The 17240-nt window shown below is 65.5% G+C and carries 21 protein-coding genes and 1 pseudogene; all 22 read left to right on the plus strand.

Annotated elements, in window-relative coordinates:
• The first annotated feature begins 126 nt into the window (after positions 1–126).
• Positions 127–1056: an ACP S-malonyltransferase gene (gene fabD / locus EYB42_RS15905; protein ID WP_135451069.1), complete on the plus strand. Its 930-nt coding sequence runs from the start codon at positions 127–129 to the stop codon at positions 1054–1056.
• A gap of 11 nt (positions 1057–1067) precedes the next feature.
• The gene (gene fabG, locus EYB42_RS15910) at positions 1068–1805 is read left to right on the plus strand and encodes a 3-oxoacyl-ACP reductase FabG (RefSeq protein WP_135451070.1); all 738 of its coding nucleotides are present in this window, start codon (positions 1068–1070) and stop codon (positions 1803–1805) included.
• 164 nt (positions 1806–1969) lie between these two features.
• Positions 1970–2203 (plus strand): acyl carrier protein, encoded by a 234-nt coding sequence (locus EYB42_RS15915; RefSeq protein WP_103256210.1) that lies wholly within the window; start codon positions 1970–1972, stop codon positions 2201–2203.
• Between the two features lie 147 nt (positions 2204–2350).
• A complete protein-coding gene (gene fabF, locus EYB42_RS15920) occupies positions 2351–3610 on the plus strand; it encodes a beta-ketoacyl-ACP synthase II (RefSeq protein WP_135451071.1) in 1260 nt (419 codons plus the stop codon).
• Positions 3611–3613: 3 nt separating this feature from the next.
• On the plus strand, positions 3614–4792 hold the full coding sequence (mltG, locus tag EYB42_RS15925) for an endolytic transglycosylase MltG (protein ID WP_135451072.1): 1179 nt from the start codon (positions 3614–3616) through the stop codon (positions 4790–4792).
• Between the two features lie 186 nt (positions 4793–4978).
• A complete protein-coding gene (locus EYB42_RS15930; RefSeq protein ID WP_135451073.1) occupies positions 4979–5308 on the plus strand; it encodes a hypothetical protein in 330 nt (109 codons plus the stop codon).
• The gene (locus EYB42_RS15935) at positions 5301–6596 is read left to right on the plus strand and encodes a DNA-packaging protein (RefSeq protein WP_135451074.1); all 1296 of its coding nucleotides are present in this window, start codon (positions 5301–5303) and stop codon (positions 6594–6596) included. The genes EYB42_RS15930 and EYB42_RS15935 overlap by 8 nt, the downstream gene beginning before the upstream one ends.
• A gap of 89 nt (positions 6597–6685) precedes the next feature.
• The gene (locus tag EYB42_RS15940) at positions 6686–7864 is read left to right on the plus strand and encodes a phage portal protein (protein ID WP_135451089.1); all 1179 of its coding nucleotides are present in this window, start codon (positions 6686–6688) and stop codon (positions 7862–7864) included.
• Entirely contained in the window at positions 7861–8106 is a 246-nt protein-coding gene (locus tag EYB42_RS15945; protein WP_135451075.1) for a GTA head formation protein, RCAP_rcc01685 family, read from the plus strand. The genes EYB42_RS15940 and EYB42_RS15945 overlap by 4 nt, the downstream gene beginning before the upstream one ends.
• 4 nt (positions 8107–8110) lie before the next feature.
• Positions 8111–8665, plus strand: a complete 555-nt coding sequence (locus EYB42_RS15950; RefSeq protein ID WP_135451076.1) for an HK97 family phage prohead protease — start codon at positions 8111–8113, stop codon at positions 8663–8665.
• 33 nt (positions 8666–8698) lie between these two features.
• A complete protein-coding gene (locus EYB42_RS15955; protein ID WP_135451077.1) occupies positions 8699–9895 on the plus strand; it encodes a phage major capsid protein in 1197 nt (398 codons plus the stop codon).
• 86 nt (positions 9896–9981) lie between these two features.
• Positions 9982–10578, plus strand: coding sequence for a head-tail connector protein (locus EYB42_RS15960; RefSeq protein ID WP_135451078.1), 597 nt, complete (start codon positions 9982–9984; stop codon positions 10576–10578).
• A complete protein-coding gene (locus EYB42_RS15965; protein WP_135451079.1) occupies positions 10575–10913 on the plus strand; it encodes a head-tail adaptor protein in 339 nt (112 codons plus the stop codon). Before EYB42_RS15960 ends, EYB42_RS15965 begins: the two co-directional genes overlap by 4 nt.
• Positions 10910–11305 carry a DUF3168 domain-containing protein gene (locus EYB42_RS15970; RefSeq protein ID WP_135451080.1) on the plus strand — a complete coding sequence of 132 codons (396 nt, stop codon included), beginning with the start codon at positions 10910–10912 and terminating at the stop codon, positions 11303–11305. The genes EYB42_RS15965 and EYB42_RS15970 overlap by 4 nt, the downstream gene beginning before the upstream one ends.
• A gap of 32 nt (positions 11306–11337) precedes the next feature.
• Positions 11338–11751, plus strand: coding sequence for a phage major tail protein, TP901-1 family (locus tag EYB42_RS15975; protein ID WP_135451081.1), 414 nt, complete (start codon positions 11338–11340; stop codon positions 11749–11751).
• A gap of 1 nt (position 11752) precedes the next feature.
• Positions 11753–12073: a gene transfer agent family protein gene (locus tag EYB42_RS15980; RefSeq protein WP_135451082.1), complete on the plus strand. Its 321-nt coding sequence runs from the start codon at positions 11753–11755 to the stop codon at positions 12071–12073.
• A complete protein-coding gene (locus tag EYB42_RS15985) occupies positions 12070–12321 on the plus strand; it encodes a rcc01693 family protein (RefSeq protein WP_135451083.1) in 252 nt (83 codons plus the stop codon). The genes EYB42_RS15980 and EYB42_RS15985 overlap by 4 nt, the downstream gene beginning before the upstream one ends.
• Positions 12278–12928 carry a phage tail tape measure protein gene (locus EYB42_RS15990; RefSeq protein ID WP_135451084.1) on the plus strand — a complete coding sequence of 217 codons (651 nt, stop codon included), beginning with the start codon at positions 12278–12280 and terminating at the stop codon, positions 12926–12928. The genes EYB42_RS15985 and EYB42_RS15990 overlap by 44 nt, the downstream gene beginning before the upstream one ends.
• Positions 12929–12936: 8 nt before the next feature.
• Positions 12937–13569 carry a DUF2460 domain-containing protein gene (locus tag EYB42_RS15995; protein ID WP_135451085.1) on the plus strand — a complete coding sequence of 211 codons (633 nt, stop codon included), beginning with the start codon at positions 12937–12939 and terminating at the stop codon, positions 13567–13569.
• Entirely contained in the window at positions 13566–14486 is a 921-nt protein-coding gene (locus EYB42_RS16000; RefSeq protein WP_135451086.1) for a DUF2163 domain-containing protein, read from the plus strand. The genes EYB42_RS15995 and EYB42_RS16000 overlap by 4 nt, the downstream gene beginning before the upstream one ends.
• The gene (locus tag EYB42_RS16005) at positions 14483–14926 is read left to right on the plus strand and encodes a C40 family peptidase (RefSeq protein ID WP_135451087.1); all 444 of its coding nucleotides are present in this window, start codon (positions 14483–14485) and stop codon (positions 14924–14926) included. Before EYB42_RS16000 ends, EYB42_RS16005 begins: the two co-directional genes overlap by 4 nt.
• Positions 14927–17113 (plus strand): annotated as a pseudogene (locus EYB42_RS16010) (baseplate multidomain protein megatron); the annotation flags it as partial.
• Between the last annotated feature and the right edge of the window lie 127 nt (positions 17114–17240).

Below are 17240 nucleotides of genomic sequence, written 5' to 3' on the forward strand. Positions count from 1 at the left end.
GGTCTGTTGACCATCTAGTCCCCTATTTCACCCTGCGCACAGGGCGCAGGCCGCACAGGACTTGTGCGGGCGATTGCGCACTGGTTTCCACCGCGCTATCCGGTGACAAAGCAAGGGGAGAAAGCCATGAGCCGCGCATTCGTCTTTCCGGGGCAGGGGGCCCAGACCATCGGCATGGGGAAGGCCCTGGCCGAAGCCTATCCGGTGGCGAAGGCCGTGTTCGACGAGGTGGACGCGGCGCTGGGCGAGAAGCTTTCGGCCCTGATCTGGGAAGGCGATATTGCCGAACTGACGCTGACGCAGAACGCCCAGCCCGCGCTGATGGCAACTTCCATCGCGGCGCTGAGGGCGCTTGAGTCGGAAGGTTTGGGGATCGAGCAGGCAAGCTTCGTTGCCGGGCACTCGCTTGGCGAATATTCGGCACTATGCGCGGCGGGGTCGCTGACGCTTTCGGATACCGCGCGGCTGTTGCGGATCCGGGGTCGCGCGATGCAGGAGGCAGTCCCGGTGGGTATCGGGGCGATGGCGGCGCTGCTGGGGCTCGACTTCGAGACGGCGGCTGCGGTTGCGGCCGAGGCGGCCCAGGGCGAGGTCTGCCAGGCAGCGAATGACAACGATCCGGCGCAGGTGGTGGTGTCGGGCCACAAGGCAGCGGTTGAACGGGCGGTCGAGATCGCCAAAGCCAGGGGGGCGAAGCGGGCGCTGATGCTGCCGGTATCCGCCCCCTTCCATTGCGCGCTGATGCAGCCGGCCGCGCGCGTGATGGCCGAGGCGCTGGCGGCGGTGCCTATTGCCAGGCCCGCCGTGCCTGTCGTCGTGAACGTCCGCGCCGAGGCGGTGACGGAACCCGACCGGATCATGGACTTGCTGGTGGCGCAGGTTACCGGTTCGGTCCGCTGGCGGGAATCGGTGCTCTGGATGGAAAGGGCGGGTGTGACCGAGTTCTGGGAGATCGGCGCGGGCAAGGCACTGTCGGGGATGATCAAGCGCATTGCGCCCGGTGCCGTCACCCGTGCGATCGGCACGCCCGAAGACATTGCCGCCCTGAAGGGCTGAGAGGAGACAAGATGTTCGATCTGACCGGAAAATGCGCGCTGGTGACCGGCGCGAGTGGCGGCATCGGTGCCGAGATCGCCCGGGTGTTGCATACGGCGGGGGCAACAGTGGGCCTGTCCGGCACGCGGATACAGCCGCTGGAGGCTCTCGCCGCTGACCTGGGCGAGCGTGCCCATGTGCTGTCCTGCAACCTGTCGAACCCCGAGGAAGTCGAGGGTCTGGTCAAGCGCGCGGTCGAGGCGATGGGTGCGGTGGACATTCTGGTAAACAACGCCGGAATTACCCGCGACGGCCTTATCATGCGGATGTCGGACGAGGACTGGCAATCCGTCATCGACGTGAACCTGACAGCGACCTTCCGGCTGTGTCGCGCTGCGGTCCGGGGAATGATGAAGGCGCGCTGGGGGCGGATCGTCAACATTTCGTCCGTCGTGGGGACTACCGGAAATCCCGGCCAGGTCAACTATGCGGCGTCGAAGGCCGGGATGGTGGGGCTGTCGAAGTCGCTGGCGGCAGAAGTGGCCAGCCGGGGAATCACCGTGAACTGCGTGGCGCCGGGCTTCATCGAGACGGCAATGACCGACAAGCTGAACGAGCAGCAGCGGGCAGCTATACTGGGTGCGGTGCCGGCGGGCCGCATGGGCACACCGCAGGAGATTGCCGCGGCGGTTCTTTATCTCGCGTCACAGGAGGCGGGCTATGTGACAGGGGCCACGCTGCACGTAAACGGCGGTATGGCGATGGGGTGATGACGGCCCGCCACAAGTCAGGTTAAAGCGTTTGCCATGCGCCGCGACCCTTGCTATAGGCGCGCAGGATTTCCGCAGGGGCCCCGGCCCAGGCAGACAACCGCCCGGCAACGGGCAGAATGAGACAAGGCCGGGACGAGCCCCGCCAAGATAGAGGAACGGACATGAGCGACATCGCTGATCGCGTGAAGAAGATCGTCGTCGAGCATCTGGGCGTCGAAGAGGACAAGGTGACGGAATCGGCCTCGTTCATCGACGATCTGGGGGCGGATTCTCTGGACACGGTCGAGCTGGTCATGGCCTTCGAGGAAGAATTCGGCATCGAGATCCCCGATGACGCCGCCGAGACCATCCAGACCTTCGGCGACGCGGTGAAGTTCATTTCGGAAGCCGCCTGAGATCCCTTCCCTTTGCGGGACAGCGGGGCACCCTTCGGGGTGCCTTTTGCGTTTGCGCTGGCCGCCGATCCCGGGGCCCCACGGTTGCGCGGGTGAAAGGCGGCGTGTATCACCCGGCAAAAGCCTGTCTTCGAGGGAGAGAGCAGCATGCGGCGTGTCGTGGTCACCGGCCTTGGTTTGGTCACCCCCCTGGCCTGTGGCGTGGAAGAGACGTGGAGCCGGTTGCTCGCCGGCCAGTCGGGGGCGGGCCCGATCACGCGGTTCGACCCATCAAACGTGGTCACGCAATATGCCTGCGAGATTCCAAGAGGCGACGGGTCGGATGGAACCTTCAATCCCGACGACTGGATGGAGCCGAAGGAACAGCGCAAGGTCGATGACTTCATCATTTATGGCATGGCGGCAGCGACGCAGGCGGTGCGCGACGCCGGGTGGGAGGCCCCATCCGAAGAGGAAAAGCTGCGGACCGGGGTCATGATCGGGTCGGGGATCGGCGGACTGACCTCGATTGCCGAAACCGCGGTGCTGATCAAGGAGAAGGGCCCGAAGCGGGTTTCGCCCTTCTTCATTCCCGGCGCGCTGATCAACCTGGTCTCGGGTCAGGTGTCGATCCGCTTCGGCTTCAAGGGGCCGAACCATGCCGTGGTGACAGCCTGCTCCACTGGCGCCCACGCGATTGGTGACGCGGCGCGGCTGATTGCCTTCGGCGACGCCGATGTGATGGTTGCCGGTGGCGCGGAAAGCCCGATCAGCGAGATCGGGATTGCCGGGTTCAACGCCTGCAAGGCCCTGTCGACCAAGCGCGCCGACGATCCGGCCAAGGCAAGCCGTCCCTATGACGCGGACCGCGACGGCTTTGTGATGGGCGAGGGCGCGGGCGTCGTGGTGCTGGAAGAATACGAGCACGCCCAGGCGCGCGGGGCAAGGATCTATGCGGAAGTGCTGGGCTATGGCCTGTCGGGCGACGCCTATCATATCACCGCACCGTCCGAAGATGGCGACGGGGGCTTCCGGTCGATGTCGGCGGCATTGGCCCGCGCTGGTCTGTCGCCGGCGGAAATCGACTACATCAACGCGCATGGCACCAGCACCATGGCGGATACTATCGAACTGTCCGCCGTCGAACGGCTGCTGGGCAACCATGCGGTCAATGCGACGATGTCGTCGACCAAATCCTCGATCGGGCATCTTCTAGGCGCGGCGGGGGCGGTCGAGGCTATCTTCTGCATTCTTGCGATCCGCGACCAGGTCGCACCGCCGACATTGAATCTGGACAATCCGGCGGTGACGCCGAAGCTGGACCTTGCCCCGCACCATGCGGTGCGGCGGCGGATCGACGTGGCGCTTTCGAACAGCTTCGGCTTCGGCGGAACCAATGCCAGCCTGATCGTCGGCAAGGTGCGCTGAGGCATGTGGAAATCCGTAGCCTCGAATGCGCTGACCCTGTTCATCGTGATCCTTGTCGCGCTGGCCGCGCTGGTGGCCTGGGGGCGGAACGAGTTCATCAAGCCCGGGCCGCTGGCGCAGCCGATCTGCCTGCAGGTCGAGCGCGGCGCCTCGCTGAGTGCGGTCAGCCGCAACCTGGCCGAGCGCGGGGCGATCACGGATGCGCGGATCTTCCGCATCGGGGCGGAATATGCCGATCTTGCCGATGACCTGAAGTTCGGCAGCTACACGATTCCGGCTGGTGCCAGCATGCAGGAGGTTCTGGCTGCGATCACATCTTCCGGGCGATCGACCTGCGGGCGTGACCTCAACTTTCGTATTGGCGTGACGCGGTCGGACGTGATCCTGTCGGAACTGGACCTGTCCACGAACACCTATGTCGAGGTCGTGCGGTTCGATGCCGGGGCAACACCGGTGCCGCAGGAATATGCCGAGGTGGCCGATGATCCGGCCCTGGTATTCCGGGTGACGGTGGCGGAAGGCGTGACCAGCTGGCAGATTGTGGATTCGCTGAAGAAAGCGGATTTCCTGCAAGGTTCACTGGAAACCGTTCCGCCAGAGGGCACCTTGGCCCCCGGTGGCTACGAGGCCGTGCGAGGCACGGAGCGCAACGCCCTGATTGCCGAGATGACGCAGCGTCAGTCGGCGATCCTGGCCGAGGAATGGGAGAAGCGCGCGCCCGACCTGCCCTATGACACGCCCGAAGAGGCGTTGATCATGGCTTCCATCATAGAGAAGGAAACCGGCGTGCCGGACGAGCGCGGTCGCGTCGCCAGCGTCTTCGTGAACCGGTTGGCACGGGGGATGCGGTTGCAGACCGATCCGACGGTGATCTACGGCATCACCAAGGGCGAGGGCGTGCTGGGCCGGGGCCTGCGCCAGAGCGAACTGCGCCGCGAGACGCCCTGGAACACCTATGTGATAGACGGATTGCCGCCCACGCCCATAGCCAACCCGGGCCGCGAGTCGATCCGCGCGGCGCTGAACCCAGACCAGACCGACTATCTTTTCTTCGTTGCCGATGGCACCGGGGGACATGCCTTTGCCTCTACGCTGGATGAACACAACCGCAACGTCGCCCGCTGGCGCGCGATCGAGGCGTCGCAGGGCACGGAAGGCCAGACCGGGGTCCAGGGGGAATAGGTTGAGAAAGGATTAACTGTTCGCACGGCAAGCCATTGACGATATTGAATTTTAATCTTGACTTTGCGTGCGGTCCGATGTAGAACTTGCGCTATGCTAGCAGAAGTGTCGAAGCGGCCCGGGGTCACCCGTCGGCCGCTTTTCCATTTGGCTCGTGCGGGGGGCATGAGGAGTGGGCGGGTCTAGATGACAGCAGTCATGACGGGGGACGGCGCGGCGCCAGAGGACATCCTGGCAGCGACGGAATGGTTCTACCGGGAAGCGGTGATGGAGCTTTACCGCACGATCACAGCGATCCGGGCGGGAGAGTTCTCAGAGGTCAGATCGGCACAGACGGCGATCCGCGATCTTCGCGCGACGGCGCTGCAGGTGCTGGAGGAAAGGGGAAAAGTTGACAAACTCCGCAAGCAGATCGCCGGCCAGGTCGGAGCCGGAGGCGTGCTCGATTTCGACGGGGCCCGAGCTGAGATCGGGCGCCGCCTGGCTTGCCTCCGCGACGCCGGAGGAGGTGGATGAATTTCTGGGGAGCCTGAGCCAGAACGCGCTGTTGTCGTTGCCCTGGATGTTCGAGTTCTGGGCGCTGCCGCATCAGTTGCCGCCGCGCGGCGCCTGGAAGACCTGGATCATCATGGGCGGGCGAGGCGCGGGCAAGACGCGTGCTGGCGCCGAATGGGTGCGGGCGCAGGTGGAAGGTGCGGGGCCGCTGGACGCTGGCCGTGCGCGCCGGGTGGCGCTGGTCGGCGAGACGGTCGATCAGGCGCGCGAGGTTATGGTGATGGGCGAAAGCGGCATTCTGGCCTGCTCTCCTCCTGATCGACGGCCGGAGTGGCAGGCCTCGCGCAATCGGCTGGTCTGGCCGAATGGTGCAGTAGCGCAGGTCTTTTCGGCACACGAGCCGGAAGCCTTGCGCGGGCCGCAGTTCGATGCCGCCTGGGCGGACGAGCTGGGCAAGTGGAAGAAGGGGGCGGAGGCCTGGGATCAGCTGCAGTTTGCGTTGCGTCTGGGGAAGAACCCGCAAGCCGTGGTGACGACGACCCCGCGCAACGTGGCGGTGCTGAAGGCGATCCTGAAGAACCCCTCGACGGTTGTCACACATGCCCCGACCGAGGCGAACCGGGCCTATCTTGCCGAAAGCTTTCTGGCCGAGGTGCAGGCGCGCTATGGCGGCACGCGGATCGGCCGGCAGGAGCTGGAAGGGCTGCTGGTTGAGGACGAGGAGGGCGCACTGTGGACCACGCCGATGCTGGAGGCGGCGCGGAACACCAGCCCACCCCTGTGCAACAGGGTGGTGGTGGCGGTCGATCCTCCCGTAACCGCTATGAAATCAAGCGACGAGTGCGGGATCGTGGTCGTAGGCGCCGATACCCGGGGAGAGCCGAGGCACTGGCGCGCGATAGTGCTGGAAGATGCCAGCATCAAGGGTGCCAGCCCCGAGGGCTGGGCCTGGGCCGCGCTGGCTGCGATGGAGCGGCACAGCGCGGACCGGCTGGTGGCCGAAGTGAACCAGGGCGGCGAACTTGTGGAGCGGCTGGTGCGGATGATCAACCCTCTGGTGCCGTTCCGGGCGGTGCATGCGACGCGGTCGAAGATGCTGCGGGCCGAGCCGGTGGCGGCGCTTTACGAACAGGGCCGGGTGGCGCATGCGCGGGGGCTGGGCGCGCTGGAGGATCAGATGTGCCGGATGACTGCGGCGGGCTGGCAGGGGGCGGGCAGCCCTGACCGGCTGGATGCTCTGGTATGGGCGCTGACCGATCTGATGCTGGACCCGTTGCACATCGGCCGCCCCAGCGTGCGGTCACTTTAGCGGATTTTCTTTTCTGGTGGGTCATATGGCCGGGCGCATCAGGCAGCCCGGGACGGCCGGGCCTTGCCCGGGGCATGAAGGAGCGCGAGATGGTGTTCGATTTTCTGCGGAAGGCGCCGCAACGGGCTGTGCCGGAACGCAAGGCAAGTGCCGTGGGCCGGGTGATTGCCTGGGGCAATGCGGGCCGTGTGGCCTGGAGCCCGCGGGACACGGCCAGCCTGACACGGACGGGGTTCCAGGCGAATCCCGTGGGCTATCGCGTGGTGCGGCTGGTTGCCGAGTCGGCCGCGGCACTGCCCCTGATCTGCCAGAGTGCCGCACAGCGGTTCGAGGCGCATCCGGTCCTGGACCTGATCGACCGACCGAACGCGGGTCAGGGGAGGGCAGAGTTTCTGGAGGCAGTCTATGGCTATCTGCTTCTGTCCGGTAACGCCTACGTCGAGGCGGTACCGGGTGCGGGCCGCATGCCGGGCGAGTTGCATGTACTGCGGTCGGACCGGATGAGCGTGGTTCCCGGCGCGGACGGCTGGCCGGTTGCCTATGACTACACGGTCAGCGGGCGGACGCATCGCTATGACGTGACGGGCGGGGAGAGCCCGATCTGCCATCTGAAGACCTTCCATCCGCAGGATGACCATTACGGCTTTTCGCCGATGCAGGCGGCGGCGGTGGCGGTGGATGTGCACAACAGCGCCTCGAGCTGGTCGAAGGCGCTGCTGGACAATGCCGCCCGGCCATCGGGGGCCATCGTCTACAAGGGCGCGGACGGGGCGGCGAGCCTTTCGCAGGACCAGTACGACCGGCTGGTGGCGGAGATGGAGGCGCATCATCAGGGCGCGCGTAACGCGGGGCGGCCGATGCTGCTTGAGGGGGGCCTTGACTGGAAGCCGATGGGGTTCAGCCCCAGCGACATGGAGTTCCAGAAGACCAAGGAAGCCGCCGCGCGCGAGATCGCGATTGCATTCGGCGTGCCGCCGATGCTGCTGGGCATTCCCGGCGATGCCACCTATTCCAACTATCAAGAAGCAAACCGCGCCTTCTACCGGCTGACGGTACTGCCCCTGGCGACCAAGGTGCTGGCGGATCTGGCGCATTGGCTCTCGGGTTTTGCCGGCGAGGCGGTGGAGCTGAAGCCCGACCTCGACCATGTTCCGGCGCTGGCGAGCGAGCGTGATCTGCTGTGGTCCCGGGTCGCGGCGGCCGAGTTCCTGACCGAGGCCGAAAAGCGGCGGATCCTGGGTCAGCCGAAGCTTGCGGAGGCGGAATGACGGCGCGGCGGAGCGAGGGCGGCTCCCGCTTCGTCTATGACAGCTTCGATGTCGCGGCGGCGCGGATCGAGGCGAACGAGCGGGTGGCGAACGAGCGCTGGGCGGGGCTGGAATATCGGCTGGGGCTGATCGAGGCGACGCTGGAGCGGCTGGAGAAACGGATCTGGGTCGGCGTCTACGGCGTGGCGGCGTTCCTGTTGGCACAGATGGCCGAGACGGTCGTCCAGGCAGCGATGAGGTGAAGGGATGAACGTGGATTACGGGGCGCCCGAGCGCAAGTTCCACCGGCCCGACCACGGGCTGGCGGTCAGCGAAGGGCATGTGGTGGCAGGTTATGCCTCGCTGTTCGGCAAGACCGACCAGGGCGGCGATATCGTGCAGAAGGGTGCCTATGCGGCCAGCCTGAAGCGGCTGGTGGCCAATGGCGGCCGGGTCAAGATGTTGTGGCAGCATGATCCCGGCCAGCCCATCGGCGTCTGGGACGAGGTGCGCGAGGATGCCACCGGCCTTTGGGTCAAAGGACGCATCCTGACCGAGGTGGGGAAGGGCCGCGAGGTGGCGGCGCTGGTCCAGGCGGGGGCGATTGACGGACTGTCGATCGGCTACCGCACGGTCAAGGCGGAACGCGACGGCAAGGGCAGGCGCCTGTTGTCGGAGTTGGAGCTTTGGGAGGTCTCGCTGGTGACCTTCCCGATGCTTCCCGAGGCGCGGGTCGCGGCCAAGGCAGACGCCCTGGACAACGACTGGCGCGACATGGCGGCGGTCTTCGAGAACGCGCGCCGCAGTCTGGCCGAGCGATAGCGCGGCGTCCCTACCGAAGAGAAGGATGAAGAGATGACCGAGATTGAGGCTCGGGCCGGGGAAGGTTTGCCCCGGACCCGGACGGCGGCCGCAGAGGCGAAGGCGGCTATGGCGGGGTTCCTGGCTGAGTTCGCCCGCTTTCAGGACGACGTGAAATCCAAGCTGAAACATCAGGAAGAGCGACTGACCATGCTGAACGCGAAGACGATGTCCCATGGCCGCCCGGCGCTGTCGGCCCGTGCGGAAACCGAGGCCCCGCATCAGAAGGCGTTCAACGCCTATTTGCGCACCGGCGACGATGACGGCCTGCGCGGCCTGAACCTGGAAGGCAAGGCGATGTCCACCGCCGTGGCGGCCGACGGCGGCTATCTGGTCGATCCGCAGACCGCGGACCGCATCCGGTCGATGCTGTTCGCGACGTCGTCGTTGCGGTCCATCGCCAATGTCGTGCAGGTCGAGGCCGGTTCCTACGACGTGATTGTGGACCGCAGCGAAGTGGGGTCTGGCTGGGCGACCGAGACAGCCGCCACTGCCGAGACCGCGACCCCGGTCATCGAGCGCATCTCGATCAAGCTTCATGAACTGGCCGCCATGCCCAAGGCCAGCCAGCGCCTGCTGGACGACAGCGCCTTTGACGTCGAAGGCTGGCTCGCCGAAAAGATCGCCACGCGCTTCATTCGCGCCGAGGCCGCGGCCTTCATCAATGGCGATGGCGTGGACAAGCCCAAGGGCATCCTTCTGCCGACCAAGGTGGCGAATGCTTCGTGGACCTGGGGCAACATCGGATATGTGCCCACGGGTGCGGCCTCGGACTTTGCCGCCACCAATCCGGCCGACTGCATCGTGAACCTGGTCTATGCGCTGGGTGCGGAATATCGGGCGAACGGCACCTTCGTGATGAATTCCAAGACCGTAGGTGCGGTGCGCAAGATGAAGGATGGCGACGGGCGCTTCCTGTGGTCGGATGGTCTGGCAGCGGGTGAACCTTCGCGGCTGATGGGCTATCCGGTGCTGGTCTGCGAGGACATGCCGGATGTAGCCGCGAATGCCTTCCCGATCGCCTTCGGCGATTTCCGGTCGGCCTATACCATCGCGGAACGCCCGGACCTGAGGATCCTGCGTGATCCGTTCAGCGCAAAGCCGAACGTCCTTTTCTACGCCAACAAGCGCGTGGGCGGCGACATTACTGACTATGGGGCGATCAAGCTGCTGCGCGTTGCGACGTCGTGATGATGTGGCCCGGTCCCTGAACGGGGGCCGGGCCTTCCCGGAGCCCTGCAATTCCTGACGGTGCGGCCGCAGGCGGAGATTGACCCATGATGTTGATCGAAGAGACCCCGGTGCCCTCCACGGCCCTGCCGGTGGAAGAGATGAAGGACCATCTGCGGATGGGGTCCGGATTTGCCGACGGCACCATGCAGGACGGGCTGATCGAGACCTATCTGCGGGCCGCGATGGCGGCAATCGAGGGGCGGATCGGCAAGATCCTGTTGCAGCGCCGTTTCCTGTGGGAGCTGGAGAGCTGGCGCGAAGCCGACCAAGCGTTGCCGGTCGCACCGGTGTCGGCGATCGTGAGCCTGACGCTGGTCGATGCAGCCGGTGGCGAGACAGTGGTGCCGGCCGCCGCCTTTCGGCTTATAACGGATCTGCATCGGCCGCGACTGGCGGGCCGGACTTCCCTTCTGCCGTCCATCCCCCGCGACGGGGTGGCAAAAGTGGTTTTCAACGCGGGTTTTGGGCCCGCCTGGACTGATATCCCGGTCGATCTGCGACAGGCGGTGCTGCTGCTTGCGGCTGAATTTTACGAGCATCGCCACGACGACGGGGCCCAGGCCGCGGGACTGCCCTTCGGGGTGGTGACGCTGATCGAGCGCTGGCGGACAGTGCGCATACTGGGCGGGGGGCGGACATGAACGCTCCCCATCTGAACCGCCTGCTGGTCCTTGAAGCAGTCGAGCGGACCCCTGACGGCGCCGGCGGGTTCTCGTCGGTCTGGACGGCGCTGGGCACCTTGTGGGCCGAGGTCATGCCGGGCCAGGGCGGCGATCTGCCAGGCGAGGAGCGGATGATGTCGGCGGTGCCTTGCCGGATCACTGTGCGGGCCGCGCCGGCGGGTTCGCCGTCGCGCCCCATTGCCGGCCAGCGGTTCCGCGAGGGAACGCGGCTATTCCTGATCCAGGCAGTGGCCGAGCGGGACCGGTCGGGCCGTTATCTGACCTGTTTTGGGCGCGAGGAGGTGCAGAGATGAGCTATGGAGCAGCCCCCGCCTTGCAGACGGCGGTGTTTCAGCGCCTGTCGGGCTGGCCGGCACTGGCGGGCGTCCCGATCCATGACGCCGTGCCGCCCAACGTCAGCGGGACCTTCGTGCTGATCGGGCCGGAGGAGGCGCGCGACCAGTCTGACAAGTCGGGCGCGGGGGCCGAGCATCAGCTGGTGATCAGCGTGATCACCGATACAACGGGCTTTCTGTCGATCAAGGCCATCGCCGCCGAGATTTCGGACGCGCTGGCCGACGCCCCGTTGTCGCTGAGCCGTGGCGTGCTGGTCAGCCTGTTCTTCCTGCGGGCCAGTGCCCGCCGGATCCAGGAAGGCGAGACGCGGCGGATCGACTTGGCCTTCCGGGCACGAGTTCAACTCTGACGCCCCCTGAAACCAACTGACGGAGAGCGAACATGGCGGTGCAAAGCGGCAAGGATCTGCTGATCAAGATAGACCAGACGGGTGATGGCCAGTTCGTCACCATCGCCGGGCTGAGGGCCACGCGGATCAGCTTCAATGCGGAATCGGTGGATGTCACCAGTCTGGAAAGCCAGGGCGGCTGGCGCGAGCTGCTCGCTGGGGCTGGGGTCAAGTCGGCGCAGATTTCGGGATCGGGTGTGTTCCGGGACGAGGCGACGGACGAACGTGCCCGGCAGGTGTTCTTCAACGGTGAGATCCCGGATTTCCAGGTGGTGATCCCGAGTTTCGGTGTGATCGAGGGGCCGTTCCAGATCACCTCGATCGAGTATGCGGGCAGCCACAATGACGAGGCGAGCTACGAGATGGCGATGGCCTCGGCAGGTGCCCTGACCTTCACGGCGCTTTGACATGGCGAACCCCTGGACAGGCGAGGTGGCGATCTGGCTGGACGGTCAGCGCCATGTGGCAAAGCTGACGCTGGGTGCCTTGGCCGAGCTGGAGGCAGCGCTGGAGGCGGGTTCGCTTCTGGATCTGGTTCGGCGGTTCGAGGAGCGGAGCTTTTCTACCCGCGATGTGCTGGCGCTGATCGTGGCAGGGCTGCGGGGCGGTGGCTGGCAGGGCACGGCGGCCGACCTTCTGCAGATCGAGATCGGCGGCGGGCCGGTCGGGGCAGCGCGGACGGCGGCGGAACTGCTGGCGCGGGCCTTTGCCCTGCCGGAAGATCCATGACTGCCCGCGCGCGCGGAATCGACTGGCGCGGGCTGATGCAGGCGGGCCTGCACGGCCTGCGGCTGGAGCCAGCGGTTTTCTGGCGTCTGACGCCGGTAGAGTTGCGGATCATGCTGGGGCGGGAGGGACTGGTTCCGCCTCTGACACGCGCGCGGTTGGCGGAACTGGTCGCCGCGTTTCCCGATGCAGCAAAGGAAGATTGCAATGCCGGATATCGGAACGATGCAGGAGCAGCTCCAGGCGCTTGAGGCGCAGCTTGGGTCGTCGGTGTCGATGGTGACGGCGTTCGACAGCGAACTCGCCCGGATGCGCGAGACGATGATCTTTGCCAGCCGAGAGGTGAACACCTTGTCGAACGGAATCATCGGGGGGCTGAGGAAAGCGTTCGACGGGCTGGTCCTTGATGGCACGAAATTGCAGGACGCGCTCAAGTCGGTGGCGAAGACTATCGTGGATACGGTCTATGCGATCGCCATGAAGCCGATCACCGATGCGGTGGGGGGCCTTCTTGCCCAAGGGGTTTCGTCAGTCATGGGCGCGGGAATGCCGTTTGCCGATGGCGGCGCCTTCTCGCAGGGCCGTGTGCTGCCCTTCGCCAAGGGTGGCGTCATATCGGCGCCGACCAGCTTTCCGATGCGGGGAGGAACCGGGTTGATGGGCGAGGCGGGGCCGGAGGCAATCATGCCCCTGGCAAGGGGACCTGACGGTCGGCTGGGGGTGAAGGCCGGGGGCGGGCGCAGCGTGAACGTGGTGATGAACATCTCCACGCCGGACGTCCAGGGCTTTCAGCGTAGCCAGAGCCAGATTGCCGCCCAGGTCAGCCGCGCCCTGGCCCGCGGCCAACGCAACCGGTGAGAACGAACATGGCCTTTCACGAGATACGCTTTCCGGCCAACCTGAGCTTCGGCTCGATCGGGGGCCCGGAACGGCGGACGGAAATCGTCACCCTGACCAATGGCTTCGAGGAACGCAACACGCCTTGGGCGCATTCGCGCCGGCGCTATGACGCCGGGTTGGGCCTGCGGTCGCTGGACGACATCGAGACCCTGATCGCCTTCTTCGAGGCGAGGGCCGGTCAGTTGCATGGCTTTCGCTGGAAGGACTGGTCGGACTACAAGTCCTGCCAGCCCAGCGGAACGCCGGGTCCTCTGGACCAGCTGATCGGCATCGGCGACGGGGTGACGACCGTGTTCCAGTTGCAGAAGACCTATCGTTCGGGGCTGCAGGAATATGCGCGGCCGATCCGCAAGCCGGTGGCGGGCACCGTGCAGGTGGCGCTGGCCGGGGATCCGAAGATCGAGGAGCTGGAGTTCGTGGTGAATGCCGAGACCGGCGAAGTCGCCTTCGAGATCGCGCCAGATGCGGGGGTGCGGGTAACGGCAGGCTTCGAATTCGACGTGCCGGTACGTTTTGACAGCGATGCGATCCAGGTCTCGGTGGCCTCGTTTCAGGCGGGTGACGTTCCGAGCGTTCCCATCTTGGAGATCCGGCTATGAGCACCGATCAATTGCGTGCACATCTTGCAACGGGTGCCACGACTGTCTGCCGGGTCTGGACGGTTACGCGCCGGGATGGCGTGGTCTTGGGATTTACCGACCATGACCGTGATCTTTTCGTGGACGGCGTGCTGTGCCGGGCGGACACCGGGCTGACGGCGAGGGCTGTACAACAGACGACAGGCCTGTCGGTGGACAACTCGGAAGTGGTTGGTGCCCTGAGTGACGCGGCTATCAGCGAGGCCGATCTGCTGTCGGGGCGGTTCGACGGGGCAGTTGTGCGATCCTTTCTGGTCAACTGGGCGAAGCCGGAGGACTGGGTCGAGCAGTTTCGGGGCTCGTTCGGGGAAATCCAGCGGTCGGGCGGCGCCTTTCGGGCCGAACTGCGCGGCCTGAGCGAAGCCCTGAACCAGCCGCAGGGGCTTGCCTATCAGCCGTCATGTTCCGCGGTTCTGGGTGACGGTCGCTGCCGATTCGACTTGGCGACGCCGGGCTATTCGGTGCAGCTTCCGGTCGAGACGGTGGAAGAGGGCCGGGTCCTTTCCTTTGAAAGGTTCGAAGCCTTTGAGGACCGTTGGTTCGAGCATGGCCGGGTCGAAGTTGTGAGCGGCGCGGCGACGGGCTTGATCGGGGTGGTTAAGAAAGACCGTGCCATTGGGGCCGGTCGCAGGATTGAGCTGTGGCAGGCGATCGGAGCTGGCCTTGCGGCGGGGGATCTGGTCAGGATCGGGGCAGGGTGCAACAAGCATGCTGAAACCTGCCGGGCCAAGTTCGCCAACTTCCTGAACTTCCGTGGCTTTCCCCATGTTCCTGGCGAGGATTGGCTGGCTTCGTATCCGGTGCCCGGTCGTCCGAATACCGGGAAGTCGCTGGCAGCCCGGTTGCCTTCCACGCTTTCCAGTGGTTCCGGGTCATGACGCGGCCCGAACGCGTTGTCGAGGTGGCCCGGGACTGGATCGGAACGCCATATCTGCATCAGGCTTCGGTTCGTGGCGCCGGGACGGATTGTCTCGGACTGCTTCGCGGGGTCTGGCGTCAGATCGTCGGCGAGGAGCCCGAGCCGATGCCGGCTTACAGCGACGACTGGGCCGAGCCTTCCAGACAGGAGGTCCTGATGGAGGCCGCAGCGCGCTGGCTGCGGCGCAAGCCGTTGGAAGAGATTGCGGTTGGCGATGTGCTTTTGTTCCGGATGCGCGAAGGGGGCATCGCCAAGCATCTTGGCATTCAGTCCGTGATCGGTGCCAGTGCTGCCTTCGTTCACGCCTATGCCGGACACGGCGTGGTCGAGAGCCCGCTTTCCCTTCCATGGCAGCGCCGGATCGCGGCGCGCTTCTGCTTTCCTGAAGGAGCCGAATGAATGGCCACGCTACTTCTGTCTGCGGCCGGAGCGGCCATCGGCGCCGGATTCGGGGGTACGATCCTCGGGCTGTCCGGTGCCGTGATCGGCCGAACCATCGGCGCGACGCTGGGCCGGGTGATCGACCAGCGGCTTATGGGATCAGGTTCGGAACCCGTGGACGTGGGGCGGATCGACCGCCTGCGGCTTACCGGCGCTAGTGAAGGTGCCCCCATAGGCCAGGTCTGGGGACGCATGCGGATTGCCGGCCAGGTCATCTGGGCGACCGAATTCACCGAAACCGTGCGCCGTCGCCGATCGGGAAAGGGGGCGCCGAAACCCAGGGTCAACGAATACAGCCACTCCGTTAGCCTGGCGATCGCGCTGTGCGAGGGCGAAATCCTGCGCGTCGGGCGCATCTGGGCCGATGGCAACGAAATTTCGCCGCGCGATTTGAATCTGCGGCTCTACAGCGGCAGCGAAACGCAGCTCCCGGATCCGAAGATTGAAGCAGTCGAGGGTGCCGGACGAGCACCTGCCTATCGCGGTGTCGCCTATGTCCTGATCGAGGATCTGGACCTCGGTTCTTACGGCAATCGCGTTCCACAGTTCAGTTTCGAGGTGGTCCGTTCGGCGCAGGGTCCGGGAGTGGAACCGGGGTCGACCCTGGCCGGTGCCATCCGGGCGGTCGCGATGATTCCGGGCACCGGCGAATACGGGTTGGCGACAACGCCTGTCCATTACGCTGATGGACCTGGCCGGAACCGCACGGCGAACATGCATTCTGCTTCGGGCCTTACGGATTTTGCGACAAGCCTGAGGCAGCTTGGTGAGGAAATGCCAGCCGTCGGTTCGGTGTCGCTGGTCGTTTCCTGGTTCGGCAATGATCTGCGCTGTGGATCGTGCGAGCTGCGGCCGAAGGTCGAACAGAAGGCGCGCGACGGCGTGGGCATGCCCTGGCGGGCAGGCGGCATCGGGCGCAGCGCCGCCCAGGAGGTGCCAAGGGTGGAGGATTCATCGATCTATGGCGGGACACCTGCTGATGCATCGGTGATCGAAGCGATCCGAGCTGTCCGGGGTTGCGGCAAGGAGGTGATGTTCTATCCCTTCATCCTGATGGACCAGGTGGAGGGCAATGCTCTGCCTGATCCCTGGACTGGTGCAGGATCGCAACCGAAGCTTCCCTGGCGCGGCCGCATTACTCTTTCTATCGCACCAGGCCGCGCCGGTTCTCCGGACCGCACCGCAGCGGCTGAAGCCGAAGTGGCACGCTTCTTCGGAGCCGCCCGGCCGGAGCATTTCACTGCGGTCGGGGACACGGTCGCATATTCCGGCCCTGAGGACTGGGGATATCGCAGGTTCATCCTTCATTATGCCCGGCTTTGCGCCGTTGCCGGAGGGGTCGATGCCTTCTGCATCGGCTCTGAGATGCGGTCGCTGACGCAGATTCGCGGTGCAGGCGACAGTTTCCCTGCGGTCGATGCCCTGCGGCAACTGGCGCAGGACGTGCGCCAGATTCTTGGGCCTGAAACCAAGATCAGCTACGCGGCGGACTGGTCGGAATACTTTGGACACCGGGCGGACGGGAACCTCTACTTCAATCTCGATCCGCTGTGGGCTGATCCGAACGTGGATTTTATCGGCATCGACAATTACATGCCGCTGTCTGACTGGCGGGATGGCGAAGACCATGCGGATGCAGGTTGGGGGTCAATCTACAACCTCGACTATCTGCGGGCAAACATCGAGGGTGGCGAAGGTTTCGATTGGTATTACGACAGCCCGGAAGGTGCCCTTGCCCAGCGGCGGTTGCCGATCACTGACGGTGACCATGACGAGCCATGGGTCTTCCGCTACAAGGATCTGCGGTCCTGGTGGTCGAACCTGCATCACGAACGGATCGGAGGTGTCCGGCAGACCAGCCCCACGGCATGGGTGCCTGGCTCCAAGCCCTTCCGCTTTACCGAGTTCGGAGCGCCTGCGGTCGACAGGGGGACCAACCAGCCCAACAAGTTTGTGGACGACAAATCGTCGGAGTCCGGCTTGCCGGCCTGGTCGAGCGGGCGGCGAGACGATCTGATTCAGATGCAGTACTTTCTTGCGGTCACTTCGTACTGGTCTGATCCGGTACGGAACCCGGTTTCGGCGCTGTACGGTGGTCCGATGGTCGACATCGCCCGTGCGCATGCCTGGGCGTGGGATGCCCGGTGCTGTGACCCCCGATAACTCGTCCACTTGATGCTAGAGTCCGGCCCAAGGAGAGGACCGGACATGAAGAGATCGAAGTTCACCGAGGAGCAGATCATCGCGATCCTGCGGGAGCAGGAGGCTGGCG

Origin of the sequence: Tabrizicola caldifontis, assembly GCF_004762095.1 — a bacterium.
Lineage (GTDB): Bacteria > Pseudomonadota > Alphaproteobacteria > Rhodobacterales > Rhodobacteraceae > Tabrizicola > Tabrizicola caldifontis.